General features: G+C 67.5%; 20 protein-coding genes. 19 read left to right on the forward strand and 1 reads right to left on the reverse strand.

What is annotated here, in order from left to right; translation table 11 throughout:
• The first annotated feature begins 168 nt into the window (after positions 1-168).
• The 6 genes from urtA to fmdA all read left to right on the forward strand — a co-directional run bounded on the left by urtA (position 169) and on the right by fmdA (position 6769).
• Positions 169-1437, forward strand: coding sequence for an urea ABC transporter substrate-binding protein (gene urtA, locus AAFF27_01775; GenBank protein ID XAH23940.1), 1269 nt, complete (start codon positions 169-171; stop codon positions 1435-1437).
• A gap of 177 nt (positions 1438-1614) precedes the next feature.
• Complete coding sequence (urtB, locus tag AAFF27_01780) at positions 1615-2529, forward strand: urea ABC transporter permease subunit UrtB (GenBank protein ID XAH23941.1); 915 nt, start codon at positions 1615-1617, stop codon at positions 2527-2529.
• A 25-nt stretch (positions 2530-2554) separates the two neighbouring features.
• Positions 2555-3742 (forward strand): urea ABC transporter permease subunit UrtC, encoded by a 1188-nt coding sequence (gene urtC / locus AAFF27_01785; protein ID XAH23942.1) that lies wholly within the window; start codon positions 2555-2557, stop codon positions 3740-3742.
• Positions 3743-3759: 17 nt separating this feature from the next.
• Positions 3760-4503: an urea ABC transporter ATP-binding protein UrtD gene (gene urtD / locus AAFF27_01790; protein ID XAH23943.1), complete on the forward strand. Its 744-nt coding sequence runs from the start codon at positions 3760-3762 to the stop codon at positions 4501-4503.
• Between the two features lie 319 nt (positions 4504-4822).
• The gene (gene urtE / locus AAFF27_01795; GenBank protein XAH26363.1) at positions 4823-5512 is read left to right on the forward strand and encodes an urea ABC transporter ATP-binding subunit UrtE; all 690 of its coding nucleotides are present in this window, start codon (positions 4823-4825) and stop codon (positions 5510-5512) included.
• A 33-nt stretch (positions 5513-5545) separates the two neighbouring features.
• Positions 5546-6769, forward strand: a complete 1224-nt coding sequence (fmdA, locus tag AAFF27_01800) for a formamidase (protein XAH23944.1) — start codon at positions 5546-5548, stop codon at positions 6767-6769.
• A 10-nt stretch (positions 6770-6779) separates the two neighbouring features.
• On the opposite strand, the gene AAFF27_01805 is transcribed toward fmdA, so the two are convergent.
• Complete coding sequence (locus tag AAFF27_01805; protein XAH23945.1) at positions 6780-8612, reverse strand: bifunctional diguanylate cyclase/phosphodiesterase; 1833 nt, start codon at positions 8610-8612, stop codon at positions 6780-6782.
• A 172-nt stretch (positions 8613-8784) separates the two neighbouring features.
• Here AAFF27_01805 and AAFF27_01810 point away from each other — a divergent pair, with 172 nt between their 5' ends.
• The 13 genes from AAFF27_01810 (at position 8785) to AAFF27_01870 (ending at position 22488) form a co-directional block, all read left to right on the forward strand.
• On the forward strand, positions 8785-9126 hold the full coding sequence (locus tag AAFF27_01810; GenBank protein ID XAH23946.1) for a zinc ribbon domain-containing protein: 342 nt from the start codon (positions 8785-8787) through the stop codon (positions 9124-9126).
• Between the two features lie 16 nt (positions 9127-9142).
• Positions 9143-10183 carry an aliphatic amidase gene (locus tag AAFF27_01815; protein ID XAH23947.1) on the forward strand — a complete coding sequence of 347 codons (1041 nt, stop codon included), beginning with the start codon at positions 9143-9145 and terminating at the stop codon, positions 10181-10183.
• On the forward strand, positions 10167-11009 hold the full coding sequence (locus AAFF27_01820) for a CbbQ/NirQ/NorQ/GpvN family protein (protein XAH23948.1): 843 nt from the start codon (positions 10167-10169) through the stop codon (positions 11007-11009). Before AAFF27_01815 ends, AAFF27_01820 begins: the two co-directional genes overlap by 17 nt.
• A gap of 297 nt (positions 11010-11306) precedes the next feature.
• Positions 11307-12938: a VWA domain-containing protein gene (locus AAFF27_01825; protein XAH23949.1), complete on the forward strand. Its 1632-nt coding sequence runs from the start codon at positions 11307-11309 to the stop codon at positions 12936-12938.
• A gap of 142 nt (positions 12939-13080) precedes the next feature.
• Complete coding sequence (locus tag AAFF27_01830; protein XAH23950.1) at positions 13081-14109, forward strand: homocysteine S-methyltransferase family protein; 1029 nt, start codon at positions 13081-13083, stop codon at positions 14107-14109.
• A 117-nt stretch (positions 14110-14226) separates the two neighbouring features.
• Positions 14227-14904 carry an SH3 domain-containing protein gene (locus tag AAFF27_01835; protein XAH23951.1) on the forward strand — a complete coding sequence of 226 codons (678 nt, stop codon included), beginning with the start codon at positions 14227-14229 and terminating at the stop codon, positions 14902-14904.
• A gap of 78 nt (positions 14905-14982) precedes the next feature.
• On the forward strand, positions 14983-15831 hold the full coding sequence (asd, locus tag AAFF27_01840) for an archaetidylserine decarboxylase (protein XAH23952.1): 849 nt from the start codon (positions 14983-14985) through the stop codon (positions 15829-15831).
• A 152-nt stretch (positions 15832-15983) separates the two neighbouring features.
• Complete coding sequence (locus AAFF27_01845; GenBank protein ID XAH23953.1) at positions 15984-17057, forward strand: ABC transporter substrate-binding protein; 1074 nt, start codon at positions 15984-15986, stop codon at positions 17055-17057.
• Positions 17058-17233: 176 nt separating this feature from the next.
• The gene (locus tag AAFF27_01850; GenBank protein ID XAH23954.1) at positions 17234-18595 is read left to right on the forward strand and encodes an LLM class flavin-dependent oxidoreductase; all 1362 of its coding nucleotides are present in this window, start codon (positions 17234-17236) and stop codon (positions 18593-18595) included.
• Positions 18596-18598: 3 nt separating this feature from the next.
• Positions 18599-19723, forward strand: coding sequence for an ABC transporter substrate-binding protein (locus AAFF27_01855; protein XAH23955.1), 1125 nt, complete (start codon positions 18599-18601; stop codon positions 19721-19723).
• Between the two features lie 35 nt (positions 19724-19758).
• On the forward strand, positions 19759-20592 hold the full coding sequence (locus tag AAFF27_01860) for an ABC transporter permease (protein ID XAH23956.1): 834 nt from the start codon (positions 19759-19761) through the stop codon (positions 20590-20592).
• 177 nt (positions 20593-20769) lie between these two features.
• A complete protein-coding gene (locus AAFF27_01865; GenBank protein ID XAH23957.1) occupies positions 20770-21645 on the forward strand; it encodes an ABC transporter permease in 876 nt (291 codons plus the stop codon).
• 12 nt (positions 21646-21657) lie between these two features.
• Positions 21658-22488, forward strand: coding sequence for an ABC transporter ATP-binding protein (locus AAFF27_01870; GenBank protein XAH23958.1), 831 nt, complete (start codon positions 21658-21660; stop codon positions 22486-22488).
• Positions 22489-22497 lie beyond the last annotated feature (9 nt).

Genomic DNA, 22497 nt, shown 5'->3' on the forward strand with positions numbered 1-22497 from the left:
CAGGGCTTCGACAAGCTCAGCCCGAACGGTGTGGGGAGCTGTGAGTCGTTGCGAACTCCACCACTACGTTAATTGACGTATGGGCCACAGGAAGGGTCTTCCCTAATCTTCGCAACAGCGCGGCACACCGCCGTCCCAACCCAACCGCCTGCTGCAAGGAGCGACTTGATGAAGCACCATTCCGACGCCCACGACGACCCACATCCTTCGGCCGCGGACACGGGCCGCCGCCGCCTGCTGCAGGCGCTGGGGGCCGCATCGGTGGCGGGCCTGCCGGCCTGGGCGTCGGCGCAGGCCACGGCCCAGGTCAACACCACCAAGCTGGCGGTGACCGATACCGAGGTGACGGTGGGCCAGCTGCACTCGGCCACCGGCACCATGGCGATCTCGGAGACCGGCGCCATCCAGGCCGAGCAGCTCGCCATCGACCAGATCAATGCCGCAGGCGGCGTGCTGGGCCGCAAGATCAAGGTGATCAAGGAAGACGGCGCCTCTGATTGGCCGACCTTTGCCGAGAAGGCCAAGAAGCTGCTCATCAATGACCACTGCGCCGCCGTCTTCGGCTGCTGGACCAGCGCTTCGCGCAAGGCCGTGCTGCCGGTGTTCGAGAAGGAAAACGGCCTGCTCTACTACCCCACCTTCTACGAAGGCCTGGAGCAGTCCAAGAACGTGATCTACACCGGCCAGGAAGCCACCCAGCAAATCCTCTACAGCCTGGACTGGGCCAAGAACGAGAAGAAAGCCAAGACCTTCTTCCTGATCGGCTCGGACTACATCTGGCCGCGCACCTCGATGAAGATCGCGCGCAAGCACGTCGAGAACTTCCAGAAGGGCAAGATCGTCGGCGAGGAGTACTACCCGCTGGGCAGCACCAACTTCGGCTCCTTGATGAACAAGATCAAGCTGCAAAAGCCCGATTGCCTGTTCGTCGCCGTGGTCGGTGGCTCCAACGTGGCCTTCTACAAGGCCTTGAAGGCGGCGGGCATCACCGGCGACAAGCAACTGCTGGTGACCCTGGCCGTGACCGAAGACGAGATGACCGGCGTGGGCGGCGAGAACTTCGCGGGCTTCTACTCGTCCATGAAGTACTTCCAGACCCTGGACAACGAGAACAACAAGAAGTTCGTCGCCGCCTTCAAGGCCAAGTACGGCGCCAACGCCGTCATTGGCGACGTGACCCAGGCCGGCTACCTCGGCCCCTGGCTGTGGAAGGCCGCCGTGGAAAAGGCCAAGAGCTTCGACGTCGACAAGGTGGTGGCCGCATCGCCCGGCATCGAGCTGAAGACCGCGCCCGAGGGCTACGTGAAGATCGATCCCAACCACCACCTGTGGAGCAAGTCGCGCATCGCCATGGGCATGCCGGACGCGAGCTTCAAGGTGGTGTCGGAGTCGCCTGAGCTCATCAAACCCGATCCCTTCCCCAAGGGATACCAATAAGGCACACCCCCAGGCTTGCCCACTGCGTGTGGCCGCCCACCCCCTTGCAGGGGGCGACACCAGTGGCCCGGCAAAGCCGGTTCCACGGTGTCCTGCGAACGGGCTTCGCTTTGCTCGCCGCAGGCGGCTGCGGGCCATTGACTTGAACCACTCCATGCCTTCACCGGAGTCCGCGCTATGAGCCTTTCTGACTTGATGAATATCGGCCTGATGCAGGGCTTTGCGGGCCTGAGCCTGTTTGCGGTGCTGCTGCTGATGGGCTTGGGCCTGGCCATCATCTTTGGCCAGATGGGCGTGATCAACATGGCGCATGGCGAGTTCATGACCATTGGCGCCTACACCATCTACCTGGGCTCCACGCTGGCGGCAGAGCATGCGCCGGGGCTGCTGCCCTATTACTTTCCGCTCGCCATCCTGGCGGCCTTCGGCTTTGCGTTTGTGGCGGGCTGGTTGGTGGAGTGGGGCCTGATCCGGCACCTGTACAAGCGCCCGCTCGACACGCTGCTGGCCACCTGGGGCGTGAGCCTGGCCATGCAGCAGTCGTTTCGCAGCTTCATCGGCCCGAAGGAGGTGAGCCCGACGCTGCCCGAGTGGCTGATGGGCTCGTGGGCGCCGCATGAGGGGCTGGACATTCCCATCAACGGCATGTTCGTGCTGGCGCTTACCGCCGTGGTCACCGCCGGCGTGCTGCTGGCGCTGCACAAGAGCCGCTGGGGCCTGCGCGTGCGCGCCACGGTCAGCAACCGCGTCATGGCCAATGCCGCCGGCATAGACACCAAGAAGACCGACCGCCTGACCTTTGCCATTGGCTGCGGCATTGCCGGCGTGGCCGGCGCGGCCTTCACCACCATTGGCTCGACCGGGCCCACGTCTGGCTCGCTCTACCTGGTGGATTCCTTTCTGGTCGTCACCTTTGGTGGCGCGGCCAGCTTGCTGGGCACCGTGGTCTCGGCTTTCGGCATTGCGCAGACGCAGTCGATCACCGAGTTCTTCCTGGCCGGCTCCATGGCCAAGGTGATCACGCTGTCGCTGATCGTGCTGATCCTGATGGTTCGGCCACAAGGCTTGTTCGCCAGCAAGGTGCGACGTTGAACACACGGAACGACGGAGAAACTGCATGAACCTCATCAAGTCCTGGGTCCTGCGCTACCAGTTGGCCAGCATGTTGCTGCTGGTGCTGCTGCTGGCCGTGGTGCTGCCGCTGTCGCTGGACATCTTCCGGCTCAACCTGGTGGGCAAGTACCTGACCTATGCCTTTGTCGCCATCGGCCTGGTGATGGTCTGGGGCTATGGCGGCGTGCTGAGCCTGGGGCAGGGCGTGTTCTTTGGCCTGGGCGGCTATGCGATGGCGATGTTCTTGAAGCTCGAAGCCTCGGACCCGATCAGCACCAAGATCCAGTCCACGCCCGGCATCCCGGACTTCATGGACTGGAACCAGATCACCGAACTGCCGGCCCTCTGGGTGCCGTTCAAGAGCCTGCCGTTCTCGCTGGCGGCGGTGATCGTGGTGCCCACGCTGCTGGCCTGGATCGTCAGCTACGCCATGTTCAAGCGCCGCGTGGGCGGCGTCTACTTCGCCATCATCACGCAGGCGGTGGCGCTGATCCTCACCGTGCTCATCATCGGCCAGCAGGGCTATACCGGCGGCGTCAACGGCATGACCGACCTGAAGACCTTGCTGGGTTGGGACACGCGCACCGACAGCGCCAAGTACATCCTCTACTACGTCTGCGTGGCGCTGCTGGTGGCGGCCATGCTGCTGTGCCGCTGGGTGCAGACCAGCAAGCTCGGCACCCTGCTGCTGGCCATGCGCGACAAGGAAGACCGGGTGCGCTTCTCGGGCTACGACGTGTCCAACTTCAAGGTCTTCACCTTCTGCCTGGCGGCGGCGCTGTCGGGCATTGGCGGCGCGCTGTTCACGCTGCAGGTGGGCTTCATGTCGCCGAGCTTCGTCGGCATCGTGCCCTCGATCGAGATGGTGATCTACGCGGCGGTGGGCGGGCGCATGAGCCTGGTCGGCGCGGTCTACGGCACGCTGCTGGTGAATGCCGGCAAGACCTTCTTCTCGGAGAGCTTCCCCGACCTGTGGCTGTTCCTGATGGCCGGGCTCTTCATCGGCGTGACCATGGCCTTCCCCATGGGGCTGGCCGGTTTGTGGGAGAGCCATGTCGTGCCCTGGTGGAAGAGCCGCCGCGAGGCCCTGCGCCGCGCCGCCGTGCCGCCACCGGCGCCCTTGCCCAGCCCTGCCCCCGAGGTGGAGGCAGACCCCGTGCTGCCCGCCAGCGTACGCGGCCAGGGCGCCTGAGCCCGCAGGAGACCCGCATGAGCAATACCGACTTCGCCCTGGCAGTGGAAGACCTGACCGTCTCCTTCGACGGCTTCAAGGCCATAGACGCGCTGAACCTCTACGTCGACAAGAACGAGCTGCGCGTGATCATCGGCCCCAACGGCGCGGGCAAGACCACGCTGCTGGACCTGATCTGCGGCAAGACGCGCGCCAGCGCCGGCAGCATCAAGTTCATGAACACCGAGCTGACCCGCATGGCCGAGCACCGCCGCGTGCGCCTGGGCATTGGCCGCAAGTTCCAGACGCCCTCCATCTACGAGAACCTGTCGGTGTTCCAGAACCTGGAGGTGTCCTACCCCGCGGGCCGCTCGGTCTTTGGCGCGCTGGCCTTCAAGTGCACCGACGAGGTCAAGGCGCGCGTGCAGGTGGTGGCCGAGGACATCGGCCTGGCCGAGAAGCTCGACACCGAGGCCGGCCTGCTCTCCCACGGCCAGAAACAGTGGCTGGAGATCGGCATGCTGCTGATGCAGGAGCCCGAGCTGCTGATGCTGGACGAGCCCATTGCCGGCATGAGCGCGCGCGAGCGCGAGCTGACGGCCGAGCTGCTGCAGCGCATCTGCAAGAACCGCGCAGTGATCGTGATCGAGCACGACATGGAGTTCGTCAAGCGCATCGCGCACAAGGTCACCGTCATGCACCAGGGAAAGATCCTGGCCGAAGGGCCTATGGAGCAGGTGCAGGCCGACCCCAAGGTCATCGACGTTTATCTGGGGCACTAGATGAGGGCTTGCTTCTCCGTTCTTCGTTCAGGGCGCGCTCACGCCGACGGGCTGCCTTGCTCCGCGAATGTCCTCCGCCCTTCGGGCTCCCCCTTGATTTCGCTGCGCAAGGCAGCCCAGCGTCGTGATCGGTCAGAGCACTGCCTGATCGGCCGCATAGGCAGAGCGCGCCTTGTGCACAGGGCACCGGGTGCTCCCCGCAGCGAAATCAAGGAGGAGGCCGCAGGCCGGAGGACATTCGCGGAGGGGAGTACCCGGTGGCCAGGGCACACGCTCACAACACCAAGCACACGCCGGAGTCATTGAGATGAGCAACACCATGCTGAAAGTCGAAGACCTGTTTGTCGCCTACGGCCAGAGCGAGGCGTTGCACGGCGTCTCTTTCGACGGCCAGGCCAACGAGACCGTGGCCATCATGGGCCGCAACGGCATGGGCAAGACCACGCTGTTCAAGAGCCTGATGGGCATCTTGCCAAGCAAGAGCGGGCGCATTGCCATCGCCGGCCAGGATGTGTCGAAAGACGAGAGCTTTCGCCGCGTTGCCAAGGGCATTGCCTATGTGCCGCAGGGCCGCATGATCTTCCCCACGCTCACGGTCGAAGAAAACATACAGACCGGCCTGGAGAACGCCAAGGAGAAGGTCGTTCCCGAAGACATCTATGCGCTGTTCCCGGTGCTGTGGGACATGCGCCGGCGCAAGGGCGGCAACCTCTCTGGCGGGCAGCAGCAGCAACTGGCGATTGCCCGCGCGCTGGTGACCGACCCCAAGGTGCTGCTGCTGGACGAGCCCACCGAGGGCATCCAGCCTTCCATCATCAAGGACATCGCCAAGGCGCTGAACGAGATCCGCAAGCTGCGGCAGATCACCATCGTTGTCTCGGAGCAGGTGCTGTCCTTCGCCATGGACGTGGCCGACCGGCTGTTCGTGATCGAGGGCGGGCGGCTGGTGCACGAAACCACGCGCGCCAACACCGACGTCAAGCGCATCAAAAGTTATCTCTCTGTCTGACCACTTTCTCTGGCCACCCATAAGGAGCATTGCATGACCGACACCCTGATCAAGGTCGACCTGACGAAGTCGCCCACCGAGAACGAGAACATCCACAACCGCTGGCACCCGGACATCCCGATGGCCTGCTGGGTCAACCCGGGCGACGACTTCATCCTCGAGACCTTCGACTGGACCGGTGGCTTCATCAAGAACAACGACAGCGCCGACGACGTGCGCGACATCGACCTGACCACGGTGCACTACCTGTCGGGCCCGGTGGGCGTGAAGGGCGCAGAGCCGGGCGACCTGCTGGTGGTGGACCTGCTCGACATAGGCGCCAAGCAGGACAGCCTGTGGGGCTTCAACGGCTTCTTCAGCAAGAAGAACGGCGGCGGCTTTTTGACCGAGCATTTCCCGCAGGCGCAAAAGTCCATCTGGGACTTCAAGGGCATGTACACCAGTTCGCGCCACATCCCGGGTGTGAACTTTGCCGGCCTGATCCACCCGGGCCTGATCGGCTGCCTGCCCGACAAGCCCATGCTGGATCTGTGGAATGAGCGCGAACAAAAGCTCATCGACACCGACCCCACCGCTGGCCTGGCCAACCCGCCATCGGCCGGCACCGCCCACATGGGCAAGATGACCGGCGAGGCCCGCGCCAAGGCGGCGGCCGAGGGCGCGCGCACCGTGCCGCCGCGCGAGCATGGCGGCAACTGCGACATCAAGGATTTGTCGCGCGGCTCCAAGGTGTTCTTCCCGGTCTACGTAGATGGCGCCGGCCTGAGTGTGGGTGACCTGCACTTCAGCCAGGGCGATGGCGAGATCACCTTCTGCGGCGCCATCGAAATGGCCGGCTGGGTGCACATGAAGGTCACCCTGATCAAGGGCGGCATGGCCAAGTACGGCATCAAGAACCCGATCTTCAAGCCCAGCCCGGTCACGCCCAACTACAAGGACTACCTGATCTTCGAAGGCATCTCGGTGGACGAGGCCGGCAAGCAGTACTACCTGGACGTGAACGTGGCCTACCGCCAGGCCTGCCTGAACGCCATCGAGTACCTGAAGAAGTTCGGCTACAGCGGCGCGCAGGCCTATTCGATCCTGGGCACGGCGCCGGTGCAGGGCCATATCAGCGGCGTGGTCGACGTGCCCAACGCCTGCGCCACGCTGTGGCTGCCCACCGAGATCTTCGACTTCGACATCAACCCGAACGCCAACGGGCCGATCAAGATGCTGGACGGCAGCATCGACATGCCGCTGTCGCCAGACAAGTAAGCTGCTTAACTCAGGTCCCCAAACCGTCCGGGCTGAGCTTGTCGAAGCCCTGCTCTGTACCTGCCAGCCCAACGACCGGCTCAGGGTGAACGGGGTTGAGTAGTTGCCTCAGCACCCGCTCCAGCGCCTTGGGCGTGAGCGGCCGCGAGAACCAGTAGCCCTGCAGCTCGTCGCACTGCAGGGCCTTCAGGGCCGCGGCCTGCTCGTTGGTTTCCACGCCTTCGGCGGTCACCCGCATGTCCAGCGCATGGGCCAGCGACAGGATCGCCGACACGATGGCCTGGCCCTTGCCCGGCCGGTCGATGTTGATCACCAGCGAGCGGTCTATCTTCAGCCGGTCGAACGGGAACTGCGTGAGGTAAGAGAAGCTGGAGTAGCCGGTGCCAAAGTCATCGATCGCCAGCCCCACGCCCAGCCGCCGCAGGCCTTCCAATGTGGCCAGGGCGCCTTCGGCATCGCTTACCAGCACGCTTTCGGTCACCTCGATCTCCAGGTGCGCGGGCTCCAGGCCGGCGTCTTCCAGCGCGCTTTGCACCAGGGCGATCAGCCCCGGCAGCAGCAATTGCCGCGCCGACACATTCACTGCCACCTGCGGCACCGGCGTCTGCTGGCCGCGCAGCAGGCGGTGCAGGCGCCCGACCTCGCGGCAGGCTTCGCGCAGCACCCATTCGCCAATGGCCGGGATCAGGCCTATGTCCTCGGCCACCGGGATGAAGACCGCGGGGCTGATCGCGCCGCGCCCGGGGCATTGCCAGCGCAGCAGGGTCTCCATCAGCGGGATGTGGCCGGTGGCCAGGTTCATCTGGGGCTGGAACACCAGACTGAACTGCTTCTTCTCCAGCGCCTGGCGCAGCAGGCCTTCCAGCTCCAGCCGGTCCATGGCCTCGGCCTGCATGGCACCGCGAAACCAGCGCGACTGCGTGCCGCCGGCCGTCTTGGCCGTGCCCAGCGCCACACGCGCGCGGTGCAGCAGCTCGCCCGCGTCGGCCTGGTCGCGCTCCGGCAGGTAGGCGCAGGCGCCAATGCTGGCCGTCAGGCGCAGGCTGCGGTCGGGCAGTTGCAGCGGCTGCGACAGGTGGCGCAGCAGGCTGCTGAGCTGGCCGTCGATCTGGGGCGTGTCACCCTCCAGCACACAGGCCAGCAGGCCGCCGCCGAGCGAGGCCAGCACGGTGTCCGGCCCCAGGGTGCTGCGTATGCGGTGGCCGAACATCTGCAGCACCCGGCCCAGCAAGTCGTCGCCCAGCGAGTCGCGCAGGCGCGACATCTGGTCGATCTCCAGCACCAGCACGCTGCACGGCCGCTGGTGCTGCCGGGCAAGCTGCAGCCTGAGCGCAGCCCGTTCCTGCCACCAGATGGCGTTGGGCAGTTGTGTCGAACTGTCCTGGAAGCCCGCGTGCCACAGGGCCTGGGCGCCTGCGTGCTCCGCCTGCTCCTGCGTGACCACGCCCAGGTAGCAGGCCGCGCCGGTCTCGGTTGGCGGCAGCCGGGCCAGTGACAGCTGGACCTGCAGCGTGGCGCCATCACGGCGCCGGCAGGCCCAGGGGCGGGCGGGGTTGGCGGAATCGGCGGGTTCGGTGCGGGCTGTCAGCACCAGTTGCCCTTCCAGGTCATGCGACAGCGCAAAAGGCAGTTCGCTGGCTCGGCGCTGCAGCTCCGGCAGCGCATGCACCTGCGTGAGGCGGGCGCGCCCGACCAGTTCCTGCGCCGGGTAGCCGGTCAGCGCCTCGTAGCTGGGGTTGACGCGCAGATAGACACCCCGCGCATCGCAGACGAACAGGCCCAGCGCCAGCAGGTCGACGATGTCGCGGTCCTGGGGACTTGTGGCGGATGTCGGGGCGTTCATTGGTGGTGGCGTGCTTTTGCGTTGGTGCACAACATAACGCGCCCGGGCCTGCCGGTCTATCAGCAGCGTTAGACAGATCGCAAACACGTTCTTACGTCATTTGACGTATTCGCCCGCCAGCGCCCGCTCTCCAGAATGGCCCATCGCCATGCGTTTGCGCCAAAGGAGAACGATGCCCACCTATGACTACGCCTGCCCGGACTGCGGCGGCTTCGATGCCTTGCGCAGCCTCAGCCAGCGCGATCTGCCGGCCGACTGCCCGGGCTGCGGTGCGGCCTCGCCACGGGTGTTTGCCCACGCGCCGCGCCTGGCGCTGCTGGCGGGCAGTACCCGCAGCGCGATCGAGACCAACGAGCGGGCCCGGCATGAGCCCCAAAGCTCGAAGGACTATGCGCGTCTGCGCCACCCTGCGGGCTGCGGCTGCTGCAGCACGGGCAAGCGCGGTGCGACGGTGACAGCGCCCAGCGGCGCCAAAGCCTTCCCGTCCAAACGCCCCTGGATGATCAGCCACTGATCCGGAGATATTCGACATGATCCACGGTGATATTTCCAGCAGCAAGGACACGGTCGGCGTGGCCGTCGTCAACTACAAGATGCCGCGCCTGCACAGCAAGGCCGAGGTGCTGGACAACGCGCGCAAGATCGCCGACATGCTGGTCGGCATGAAGACCGGCCTGCCCGGCATGGACCTGGTGATCTTCCCCGAGTACAGCACCCACGGCATCATGTACGACGCCCAGGAGATGTACGAGACGGCGGCCACCGTGCCCGGCGAAGAAACGGCGATTTTTGCCGAGGCCTGCCGCAAGGCCAAGGTCTGGGGCGTGTTCTCGCTCACCGGCGAGCGCCATGAAGAGCACCCCTACAAGGCGCCCTACAACACCCTGATCCTCATGAACGACCAGGGCGAGATCGTGCAGAAGTACCGCAAGATCATGCCCTGGGTGCCGGTGGAGGGCTGGTATCCCGGCAACTGCACCTACGTCAGCGAAGGCCCCAAGGGCCTGAAGATCAGCCTGATCATTTGCGACGACGGCAACTACCCCGAGATCTGGCGCGACTGCGCCATGAAGGGCGCCGAGCTCATCGTGCGCTGCCAGGGCTACATGTACCCGGCCAAGGAGCAGCAGATCCTCATCAGCAAGGCCATGGCCTTTGCCAACAACACCTATGTGGCGGTGGCCAACGCGGCGGGCTTTGATGGCGTCTACAGCTACTTTGGCCACAGCGCGCTGATCGGCTTCGATGGCCGCACCCTGGGCGAATGCGGCGAGGAGGAATACGGCGTGCAGTACGCAGCCCTGTCAACCAGCCTGATCCGCGACTTCCGCAAGAACGGCCAGTCCGAGAACCACCTGTTCAAGCTGCTGCACCGCGGCTACACCGGCACCATCAATTCACGCGATGGCGACAAGGGCGTGGCTGCCTGCCCGTACGACTTCTACACGCGCTGGGTGAATGACCCGGAGGGCACGCGCAAGGCAGTAGAGGCCATCACGCGGCCCATGGTCGGCACCGAGGAATGCCCGATAGCGGGTATTCCCAACCCGTCCGATGCGGGCCATCGCTAACGCCGCGCCCCAGCACGACAGCGGGCACCCGCTCGACGGCTGGCGCCTGCCGCACGAGCCGCGCTACCGCCCGGTGGCGGGCGAGGTCGCCGGCTTCGAGGCCGCGGCCGCCGCCCGCCTGCCGCTGCTGCTGACCGGCCCCACCGGCTGCGGCAAAACCCGCTTTGTCGAGCACATGGCTTGGCGCCTGGGCCGGCCGCTGGTCACCGTGGCCTGCCATGAAGACCTGACCGCCGGCGACCTGGTCGGCCGTTGGCTGCTGGATGCCGAAGGCACGCGCTGGCAGGACGGCCCGCTGGCCCTGGCCGCGCGCCATGGCGCCATCTGCTACCTCGATGAACTGGCCGAGGCGCGCAGCGATGCGGTCGTGGTGCTGCACCCGCTGGCCGACACGCGCCGCGTGCTGCCGCTGGAGCGCCGCAGCGAACTGCTGCAGGCGCACCCGGATTTCTTGCTGGTGGCCAGCTACAACCCCGGCTACCACGGCCGGCACAAGGCATTGAAGCCTTCCACCTGCCAGCGCTTCACGGCCATGGCCTTCGACTACCCGGATGCGGCGACCGAAGCCGCCATCGTCGCGGAAGAGGGCGGCATCGACGCCGACCTGGCGCAGCGCCTGGTGGCCCTGGCACAGCGCACCCGGCGCCTGCGCGAAGACGGGCTGGAGGAGGGCGCCTCTACCCGCCTGCTGATGCATGCCGCGCAACTGGTGCGCGCCGGCCTGGCGCCGCGCGCCGCCTGCCTGCAGGCAGTGGCCGCACCGCTGACCAGCGACCCCGAGCTGGCCGCCGCGCTGCGCGGGCTGGTCCATGCCTCTTTTGTCTGAGAACGTGTTTACGATCTCTATGGGGTCGCGCAAGTGTCTTTGCGGGATGGGATGCAAGGCGCGGTGCGCCGTCCATAGCTCGGCTATGGACAAGCGCCGCAACGCCGCAGACCGCCCGCAAAGGCACTTGCCCGAAGGGTTGGAGTGAAATCGGGCGATTGGGCGCCCCAGTCCCTTGCATGGGCCAAAGCCCATGCGGCGGGCACTGGGCCACCCACTCATCCCGATTGCACTCCAACGCGATCCCCATACAGATCGCAAACACGTTCTGAGGCCGCAGCGCAGGGCTCGGCTTACTTGCATGCGCTCTGGGGCGACGCGGCGCGGTTGGCCGCATTGCCGCTGTCAACTGACGCCGACGCCCTTGCCAGTGCCCGCCCGGTGCTGTCGGGCCGTGTCCCAGACGAGCGCGTGCTGCATCTGCCACCTCAACCGTCCATAACCGTGGCGGCTGCCAGCCACGCCGCAGCGCACTGGCGCTTTGGCAGCGCACCGCTGCCGCGCGCCGGGCTTAAACCCTTGCAGTGGGCGCTGCTGGGCGTGCTGGAAGACGCGCGGGTCGAATGGCTGGCGCTGCAAGAGCTGCCCGGCCTGCGCGCGCTCTGGCTGCCTTTTCATGAGGGGCCGCAGGCCGCGCGCGGCAACCACTTCGAAGCGCTGCTGGCCCGGCTGGCGCGCAGCCTGCTCGACCCGCTGCACACCGATCCGCACCCCTGGGTGGTCAAGGCCCGCGCCATGTTCTTTGCGCGCGACGGCGCCACGCTGGCGCTGCGCAGCCTGGCCGACGTGCGCCAGGCCACCTCGCGCCTGGGCCATGACATCGGCCAGATGCGCCTGCCCTTCAATGCGCCCGGCTACTGCGTGCATGCCGCCTACCGCGACGACAACCACTGGCTGTGGGAGCCCGACCCCGCCGTGCCGCCCTCCGGCCCGCCGCTGGAAGGCAGTGCCAGCAGCGCGCGCGCCGAGCCGGTAGAGAGCGATGCGCCCTCTGAATCCCCGCCCCAATCGGCCGCACCCAGCAGCGCCGGCACGGTGGAGGCGACCCAGCTCGCGGGCAGCGCCGGCACGCCCACGGTCTATGCCGAGTGGGACCACCGCATTCGCCGCTACCGCAGCGGCTGGTGCCAGGTGTTCGAGCGCGAGGCGCCGGTGGCCGATGCGGCTGTTGCCACTTGGCCGCCCCCGCGCCGATGGGCGCAAGCCCAGGCACCGCACGCCGCAGGCCGCGCCGCCTGGGGCGATGACTTTCACCCTGCCGCATTGGTAGAGGCACGGGTGCAGCAGCGCCTGCGCCAGCCCATCGATGCGCGCGTCTACCGCCAGGCGCTGCGGCCACCGGCAGCGCTTGCGGTGCTGGTGCTGCTGGACGCCTCGGCCTCCACCGCCGATCTGCAGGCTGATGGCCTGCCCTTGCTCGAGCGCCTGCGCCACGCGGCCTGGGCCTGCGTGGCGGCGCTGGAGGACGCAGGCCACCGCTCGGCGCTCATGGCTTTTTCCTCGCGGGGCCGGCAGCGGGTCGAGCTGCAGCAGCTCAAGCACTGGCACGAAGCCGCGCGCGCCCCGGCCGTGGCGGGCCGCCTGCAGTCGCTCCAGCCCGGCGGCTCGACCCGCCTGGGCGCCGTGCTGCGCCACGCCAGCGCCCACATGGCCGCGCCCTCACTCACGGGCCTGCAGCCCCGCGTGCTGCTGCTGACCGACGGCGAGCCGCACGACATCGACGTGCACGACCCCGCCTACCTGCGCGCCGACCTGCGCCGCGCCGTGCAAGAGTCCCAGCGCCAAGGCGTGGCCGCGCGCTGCCTGTTGCTGGGCACGGCAAGCGCCCGTGTGCCTGCGGCCATGGCCAGCAGCTTTGGGGCGGGAGCCTGCCTGCCCTTGCGGCGGCTGCAAGAGCTGCCGGCGCTGCTGCCGCAGTTGATGGCTTAGGAATTTTTAGGAAAAAGTGCATTTTTCCCAGGTGGGGCCTGGGCATATAGCTATCTATTTGATAGTTGTGATGCGGGGCCGCTAGCGGGCGCCAACGCCCCCGCCGCGAGCCCGGGTAGGCCGGCCTTCCTACAATCCCGGGATGCCTTCCCCGTCCTACACCCGCGGCGCACAGCTGCCCGCCATCCTTGCCGAGCGCATTGCCATCCTCGACGGCGCCATGGGCACCATGATCCAGCGCTTCAAGCTCAACGAGGCGCAGTACCGCGGCGAGCGCTTCAAGGACTTCCACAAGGACGTCAAGGGCAACAACGAGCTGCTGTCGCTCAGCCGCCCGGACGTGATCCGCGACATCCACGAAGGCTACCTGGCGGCCGGTGCCGACCTGGTCGAGACCAACACCTTTGGCGCCACCACCGTGGCCCAGGACGACTACGAGATGGCGCACCTGGCGCGCGAGATGAACCTCGAGTCGGCCCGCATTGCGCGCGCCGCCTGCGACAAGTTCAGCACGCCGGACCGCCCGCGCTTCGTCGCCGGCGCCCTGGGCCCGACGCCCAAGACCGCCAGCATCAGCCCCGACGTGAACGACCCGGGCGCGCGCAATGTCGACTTCGAGCAGCTGCGCGCCGCCTACTACGAGCAGACCGAGGCCCTGGTGGAGGGCGGCGCCGACCTGATCCTGGTCGAGACCATCTTCGACACCCTCAACGCCAAGGCGGCGCTGTTCGCGGTGGATGAATTCTTCGAGAACAGCGGCGAGCGCCTGCCCCTCATCATCAGCGGCACCGTCACCGACGCCTCCGGCCGCATCCTGAGCGGCCAGACCGTGACCGCCTTCTGGCACAGCGTGCGCCATGCGCGGCCGCTGGCCATCGGCCTGAACTGCGCGCTGGGCGCGGCGCTGATGCGGCCCTATATCCAGGAGCTGGCGCGGGTTGCGGGCGACACCTACATCTGCTGCTATCCCAACGCCGGCCTGCCCAACCCCATGAGCGACACCGGCTTTGACGAAACGCCTGACGTCACCGCGCGCCTGCTGCATGAATTCGCAGCCGAAGGCCTGGTGAACATCGTCGGCGGCTGTTGCGGCACCACGCCGGACCACATCGGCGCCATTCGCGGCGCGGTGTCTGCCTTGCCCGCGCGGGCGCTGCTGTACCCTATCTGAGCTTCCCTTTGCGTGCGCCGGCAGGCGCGCAAAAGCGGTCTTGTCCGACGCAGACGCGGCGCGACCAGACCTAACGTTGAACAACAGGCCCCCGCATCAGGAGGCCAGGAGCCCGCCATGCACCATTCCTCCATCGCTCGCCTGGCCCTGGCCGCGCTGCTATTGCCAGCGGCAGCCCAGGCGCAGCAGGCCTATACCAACACCGGCGTCAACCTGCGCGCCGGGCCGGGCGCCAGCTACCCCGTGGTGGTGCAGCTCGCGCCCAGCACATCGCTCAACGTGCAGGGCTGCGTCGCCGGCTACCAGTGGTGCGACGTGGTGCTGCCTGACGGCCTGCGCGGCTGGGTCTATGCGCAAAGCCTGTCTTACCCGTACCAAGGCCGGCCGGTGCCGTTGGCCGGCTATGGCGCCACCATCGGCATCCCGCTGGTGACCTTTGCGCTGGGCAGCTACTGGGGCTCTTACTACCGTGACCGGCCCTGGTATGGCGAGCCGCGCTACTGGGGCGGCCGCCGTCCGCCGCCTCCGCAGCACAACTGGCACCCGCCAGGCCGCCCGCCGCACATGGGCGGTGGCGGCCCGGGCTGGAACCGTCCAGACCGGCCCCATGGCGGCTGGGACCGGCCCGGCGGCGGCCAGCGCCCAGGGGGCGGCCATCCCGGCGGTGGCCCGCGTCCTGGCGGCGGGCAGGGCGGCGGCCACGGTGGCGGTGGGCATGACGGCGGCCGGCACGGCGGAGATCGGCATGACGGAGGCGGGCGCGGCGGCCATGGCGGAGGCCATGGCCAGCGCTGAGTCTGGTGTGCCGGTGATGCGGCGCGGCGCGTCCCTAGAATGCGGGGCTTCGCCTCCCCACACCAATACAACGCGCCCATGTCCGATCGCTGGAAAGTCCTGCCGCAATATGCCCTGCCCAAGCGCGGCCTGACCGATTTCGCCGGCTGGGTCGCCTCCAAGCGCCGTGGCAGCACCACCACCGGGCTGATCCGCTGGTTTGTCGGCAAATACGGCGTCAACATGGACGAGGCGGCCGAGCCCGACATCACGCGCTACGCCACCTTCAACGAGTTCTTCACGCGCGCCCTCAAGCCCGGCGCGCGCCCCATTGCCGATGCCGCGCTGGTCTGCCCGGTGGACGGCGCCATCAGCCAGTTTGGCGCGATCGAGGGCGACCAGATCTTCCAGGCCAAGGGCCACCGCTACTCCACCACCGCGCTGGTGGGCGGCGACGCGGCGCTGGCCGCGCAGTTCGCGCAGGGCAGCTTTGCCACGGTCTACCTGAGCCCGCGCGACTACCACCGCATCCACATGCCCTGCGACGGCCGGCTGCTGAGCATGACCTATGTGCCGGGCGCGCTGTTCTCGGTCAACCCGACCACCGCGCGCGGCGTGCCGGGCCTGTTCGCGCGCAACGAGCGCGTGGTGTGCGAATTTGCCAGCGACTTCGGCCCCTTCGTGCTGGTGCTGGTGGGCGCCACCGTGGTCGGCAGCATGGCCACGGTCTGGCACGGCATGGTCAACCCGCCACGCAGCAAGACGGTGCGCAACTGGCGCTACGACGACCAGGACATCCGCATCGCCAAGGGCCAGGAGATGGGCCGCTTCCTGCTGGGCTCGACCGTGGTGCTGCTGTTCCCGCAGTCTGCGGGCCTGCGTTTCGATGCGGCCTGGGCGCCCTCGGGCGCGGTGCGGCTGGGCCAGCCGATGGCGGCGCTGGGCTAGTCCCGCCACCTCCAGCCATGTGCCGCCGCGCTGCGGCACATGCGCTTTCCATCCGACCATAGGCTGATTCCTTCGTTGGGAAAGCCTGCGCCGGCTGCGACATTGCGCTGCAGGACGAGTTCGTCCGCAGCCCAACCCGCAGGAGTCCGGCCATGGACATGACACGACGACAGGCGCTTGCCGCCACAGCAGCCTTGGGGCTGAGTGCTGGCGTGTACGCACAGGCGCCGGAGCGGCCCGCGACCATACGCCTGGGCGTGGCGCAGCCGGCCATTGGCAATCCGCCGGGCTTCCATAGCAGTTCCATCTCCATCGCCCATGCCAAGGGCTGGATCGAAGAAGAGTTCGCCCGGGACAACACCAAGGTCGAGTGGTACTTCTTCAAGGGCGCGGGCCCGGCCGTGAACGAGGCCCTGACCACCCAGCAGCTCGACTTCGCCTTCCAGGGCGACCTGCCGTCCATCGTGGCGCGTGCCGCCGGGCTCAAGACCCGGCTGATCCTGGCCACCGGCATACGCACCAATATCTACCTGGCGGTGCCGCCGGACTCCGACATCCGCAGCGTGAAGGACCTGCGCGGCAAGCGCGTGGCGATCTTCAAGGGCACCAATTCGCAACTGCCGATCAACCGCCTGCTCGAAGCCCACGGCCTGGCCGAGCGCGATCTGCGCGCGCTCAACCTCGACACCTCGGCAAGCAAAGCCGCGCTGGCCACCAAGGACATAGACGCGGTGTTTGGCGGCCTGGACCTGATCACGCTGCGCGACAACGGCACGGCCCGCATCGTCTACACCAGCAAGAACGATTCACCCATCTTCACGCGCCAGGGCCATGTGCTGGTGACCGAGGCCTTTGCGCAGCGCTACCCCGAGGCCACCACGCGCCTGGCCAAGGCCGTGGTGCGCACCGCGCACTGGGCATCGGACGAGCGCAACCGCGACGAGGTGTTCCGCATCTGGGCACGCACCGGCTTTCCGCTGCCGGTCTGGCAAGAGGACTACGCCGGTGAGCCGCTGCGCGTGCGCTTCAACCCGCAGTTCGATCCCTTCCTGGTGGCGCGCTACAAGGATTCGGTCGAGCAGGCCTACAAGTTCAAGCTGACCCGCGCCAAGTTTGATGTGGACGGCTGGATAGACCGGCGCTTTCTCAATAGTGCGCTGGCCGATTTGAAGCTGGAAACCTATTGGCCCATTTACCAGGCCAACGGCAAGATTGATGGAGCATGACTTGGCACACCCCCAGGCTACGCACTTCGTGTCTTCGCCAACCCCCTTGCAGGGGGCACATCCAGCGGCCCGGCAGAGCCGGTTCCGCGGATGTCTTGGCGTGGCCTGCTCCGCGGCCTTCTGCGCCAGTCGGTTTCATGCGCCGCGGGTAGCGCGCAGCCCCATGGAGAACTGAAATGAGCCAAGAAAAACGCCAGATCCACCTCAACGCCTTCCTCATGGCCACCGGCCACCACGTGGCGGGCTGGCGCCATCCGTCGGTGCCGCGCGATGCGGCGCTGAGCTTTGCGCAGTACCGCGCCATTGCCCAGAGCGCCGAGCGCGCGCGCTTCGATGCAGTGTTCCTGGCCGACAGCGTGGGCATACGCGATGCGGCCTCGGGCACGCAGCACCGCACGGCGCGGGTGTCGAGCTTTGAGCCGCTCACGCTGCTGTCGGCGCTGGCTGCGGCCACCGATCGCATCGGCCTGATCGCCACCGTTTCCACCACCTACAACGAGCCCTACCACGTGGCGCGCAAGTTCGCGTCGCTGGACCACATCTCGGGCGGGCGCTCGGGTTGGAACGTGGTCACCTCGTCCAGCGAATCAGAGGCGCACAACTTCAACCGCGACCACCATCCAGCGCATGCGCTGCGCTATGACCGCGCCCGCGAGTTCGTCGAGGTGGTCAACGGCCTGTGGGACAGCTGGGAAGACGACGCCTTTGTGCAGGACAAGGAAGAAGGCAGCTACTACGACCCCAAGGCCGTGCATGTGCTCAACCACCGTGGCCGGCACTTTCAGGTGCGCGGCCCGCTCAATGTGGCGCGCTCGCCGCAGGGGCGGCCGGTGGTCGTGCAGGCCGGTGCCTCCGAGCCGGGCCAGGCCCTGGCCGCGCAGACGGCCGAGGTGATCTTTACCGCCCAGCAGTCGCTGGCCGGCGCCCAGGCCTTCTATGCCGGCATCAAGGGCCGGCTGGCGCAGTACGGCCGGCACCCGGACGAGCTGAAGATCCTGCCCGGCGTGTTTGCCGTGGTGGGTGAGAGCGCGGCCCATGCGCAAGAGAAGCACGAGCAGCTGGAGAACCTGATCCACCCCGAGGTGGGCGTGGCGCTGCTGTCCACCGTGATCGGCGGCTTTGATTTTTCGGGCTACCCGGTCGATGGCCCGCTGCCGCGCAATCTGCCCGAGCCCAATGGCCCGAAGAGCCGCTTCCACCTGGTGACGCAACTGGCCTACGAAGAAGGCCTGAGCATCCGCCAGCTCTACCAGCGCATAGGCACGGCGCGCGGCCACTGGTCCATCCACGGCACCGCTTCTCACATTGCCGATCAGTTGCAGCAGTGGTTCGAGGAAGGCGCGGCCGACGGCTTCAACGTGATGCCACCGACGCTGCCCGAAGGCCTGGACGACTTCACCCGCCTGGTCGTGCCCGAGCTGCAGCGGCGCGGCCTGTTCCGCACCGAGTACAGCGGCCATACCTTGCGCGAGCACCTGGGCTTGCAGCGCCCGGCCAACCGCCACAGCCTTGCGGCGCAGGTGCGCGCGGCGGCCTGAACCATGCGCACGGCCTTCTCCGAACCCTCCGCCCCCAGCGCCTGGCGCGACGCCGCCATGGCACTGCTGGCCACGGCGCTGGCCGCAATGCTGGGCCTGTTGCTCGCAAGCTGGACGGCGCCGGCCCATGCCCAGGGCCGGCCCGAGGCGATCCGCATCGGCTTCTCTGCCGCGCCGGTGGGCACTCCGCCCGTCAGCTCGGGCAATGCCGTGGCCATTGCGCACTGGAAGGGCTGGCTGGAGGACGAGTTCAAGGCCGATGGCATTCGCATCGAGTGGTACTTCTTTCGCGGTGCGGGCCCGGCCGTCAACGAGTCGCTGTCCACCGGCCAGCTTGACTTTGCCGCGCAGGGCGATCTGCCGGCCATCGTCGCGCGGGCCGGCGGCCTGAAGACGCGGCTGCTGCTGGCCTCTGGTGCGCGCAACAACCTCTATGTGGCGGTGCCGCCGGATTCGCCGCTGCGCACCATTGCCGACCTGCGCGGCAAGCGCGTGGCCTTGTTCAAAGGCACCAGCGGCCAGTTGCCGACCAACCGGCTGCTGGCCGAGCATGGCCTGGCCGAGAAAGACCTGCGCGCGATCAATCTCGACTACGCCTCCATGCAGGCCGCGCTCACCACGCGCGACATCGACGCCGCCTTTGGCGGCATGGAGCTGCTCAAGCTGCGCGATGCCGGCGTGGCCCGCATCCTCTACAGCAGCCGCGACGACTCGCCGCGCTTTACCCGCCAGAACCATGTGCTGGTGACCGAGGCCTTCGAGCGCGCCCACCCGGAGCTGGTGCAGCGCGTGGTCAACGTGCTGGTGCGCGCGGCGCGCTGGGGCTCGGACGAGACCCACCGCGAAGAGTTGCTGCGCCAGTGGGGCAAAGGCGGCACGCCCTACGAGGCCTGGCGCGAAGACCTGCTGGGCCAGCCGCTGAAGGTGCGGCTGTCGCCGTTGTTTGACCCGCTGATCACCGGCCTTTACCAGGACGCATCGCAGCAACTGGTGGAGTTCCGCCTGACGCGCCGCCCGGTGGACGTGGATGCCTGGATAGAGCGCAAGTACCTGGACCGCGCGCTGCGCGAGCAGCACCTGGAGAACTACTGGCCGCGCTTCGACGCGCAAGGCCGGCAGGCCGGCTGAACTGCCTGCACCCGCATCACGCAACAAGAGACCCCATGTCCGAACTCACTTCGACCTTGGTCGCGCCGGCTGCGCTGCGGCCACCGGTGCCGGCCAAGGCGCGCCGCCTTGGCCTGTCGCGCGGCGTGCGCCTGCTGCTGGCCTGGCCGGTGCCGCTGGCGCTGCTGGCTCTGTGGTGGCTGGCCGCGCGCTACGAATGGGTGGCGCCGCAGGTGTTGCCGGCGCCGGATGTGGTGGCTGCCACCTTCCGTGATCTGCTGGTGAGCGGTGAGCTATGGGACAACCTGGTGGTGAGCTTCTGGCGCGTGGTCTGGGGCTTTGTGGCGGGGGCCAGCGTCGGGCTGCTGCTGGGCGTGGCCATGGGGCTGTCTGCCAGCGTCAAGGACTACATCTACCCCACCTTCAAGGCCTTTAGCCAGATCCCGGTGCTCGGCTGGCTGCCGCTGCTGATGCTGCTGGTGGGCATTGACGAGGCGCTGAAGATCATCCTGATCGCCAAGGCCGCCGCGGTGCCGATTGCGCTCAACACCTACAAGGGCATACAGAACGTGCCCACCCAGTACATAGAGCTGGCGCGGGTGTATGGCTTCAGCCGCCGGCAGCTGCTGCAAAAGGTGGTGTTCCCGGCCGCGCTGGCCCCCATCTGGAACGGCATCCGCTACGGCCTCACGCATGCCTGGCTGGCGCTGGTGGTGGTCGAGCTCCTGGCCTCGTCCGAGGGGCTGGGCTACATGATCGTTTACGGCCGTCAGCTGTTTCAGCTGGACGTGGTGATGGCGGCAGTCGTGGTGGTGGGCGCGGTGGGTTTTGCGCTCGACAAACTCTTGGCGCTGACCGAGGCTTGGCTGCTGCGCTGGCGCCGGCAATGACTCATCCCACCCCCAGTCTTCGCGCACTGCGTGTCGCTACGCCAACCCCCTTCGAGGGGGCACATCCAGCGGCCCGGCTGAGCCGGTTCCGCGGATGTTCTGGCATGGCCTGCTCCGCGGCCTTGTGCCTCCTTGTGGTTCGGGCGCTGCCGGCCATGCGTTTTCCTGGAGCTGCCCATGAGCATCCACATCCCTGACCCCTTGCAGGCAGCTGCCACGGCGGTATCGCTTGAAGCCGGCACGCTGACTGCGGCGCCGGCCGATGCGCCCGCGCGGCGTTTGGGTGTGCCGCGTGTCCTGCGCGGCTGGGTGCTGCCGGCACTGCTGTTGCTGCTGTGGTGGGCGGCGGTGCGCTTTGGCTGGTCGACCTCGCCGCTGCTGGTGGCGCCGGCCAAGGTCTGGCAGACGGCGGTGGCGCAGGCTGAGAGCGGTGAGCTGTGGGTGGCGCTGGGCGCAAGCCTGTGGCGCAACCTGGCGGGCTTTGTGCTGGGCGCTTCGCTGGGGCTGCTGTTTGGCATTGCCCTGGGGCTGTCGCGCTTGTTCGAGGCGCTGGTGGGGCCGAGCTTTCACACGCTCAAGCAGATTTCGCTGTTTGCGTGGATTCCGCTGATCTCGGTCTGGTTTGGCCTGGGCGACATGGCCAAGGTGGTGTTCTTGTCGCTGGCGGCCTTCTTCCCCATGGTGCTCAACACCTTCGAGGGCATACGCAGCGTGCCGCGCGAGTCGCTGGAGGTGGCGCGGGTGTTTGCCTTCTCGCGCTGGCAACTGCTCACCCGCGTGGTGCTGCCTGCGGCCTCGCCCTCGATCTTCGCGGGCGTGCACCTGGCGCTGATTTACGCCTGGCTGGCCACGCTGGGCGCGGAGTACCTGCTGGTGTCGGGCAAGGGCATAGGCAACACCATGATCGATGGCCGCGAGCACTTCTGGATGGACCTGGTGCTGTTCGGCGTGATCGTGGTCGGGCTGGTGGGCTTCAGCCTCAACTGGCTTGCCACGCAGCTCGAAAAACGCCTGCTCGCCTGGCGCGGCCGCAGCGTTGCCCAATTCAATTAGGAATCTTTGACCATGGCACACGCCGGCACTTTGTCACTGCGCAACGTCCACAAAACCTATGAGGTCGAAGGCCAGGCGCTGCCCGTGCTCTCTGACATCACGCTGTCGATTGCGCCGGGTGAGTTCGTCAGCATCGTCGGCTCCAGCGGCTGCGGCAAGTCCACCTTGTTGCGGCTGGTGATCGGGCTGGACCAGGACTACCAGGGCGAGATCCTGCTGGACGGCCGGCGCATCGTCGGCACCAGCCTGGAGCGCGGCATCGTGTTCCAGGAGCACCGCCTGTTCCCCTGGCTTACGGTGGAGCAGAACATTGCGCTGGGCCTGCTCAACGCGCCACTGCCCGCTGCTGAAAAGCAGCGCTCGGTGCAGCGGCACATCGAGCTGGTGGGCCTGCAGGGCTTCGAGAAGGCGCACCCGTATCAGCTGTCGGGCGGCATGTCGCAGCGCGTGGCGATTGCGCGCGCGCTGGTCAACCGGCCAGAGATATTGCTGCTGGATGAACCCTTTGGCGCGCTCGACGCCATGACCCGCGCCCATCTGCAGCAAGAGCTGCACCGCATCTGGCAGGCCGAGGGCATCACCATGATCCTGGTCACCCACGACGTGGAAGAAGCGGTCTACCTGGGCGACAAGGTGGTGGTGATGGAGCCGCGCCCGGGCCGCATCCGCCGCATCGTGCCGGTGGAGCTGGCGCACCCGCGCGACCGCGCCGGCGCCGCCTTTGCGCAGGCCAAGGAAGGCGTGCTGCGCGAGTTCGCCGGCCTGGAGCAGCAGGCCATCGAGCCGCCGCCCAAACCACCTGCCGCCACCCGCCGCGCGAGCGACTGGCATTTCGCCATCTGACCGTTCCCC

The sequence above is a fragment of the Xylophilus sp. GW821-FHT01B05 genome (assembly GCA_038961845.1).
GTDB lineage: Bacteria > Pseudomonadota > Gammaproteobacteria > Burkholderiales > Burkholderiaceae_C > Xylophilus.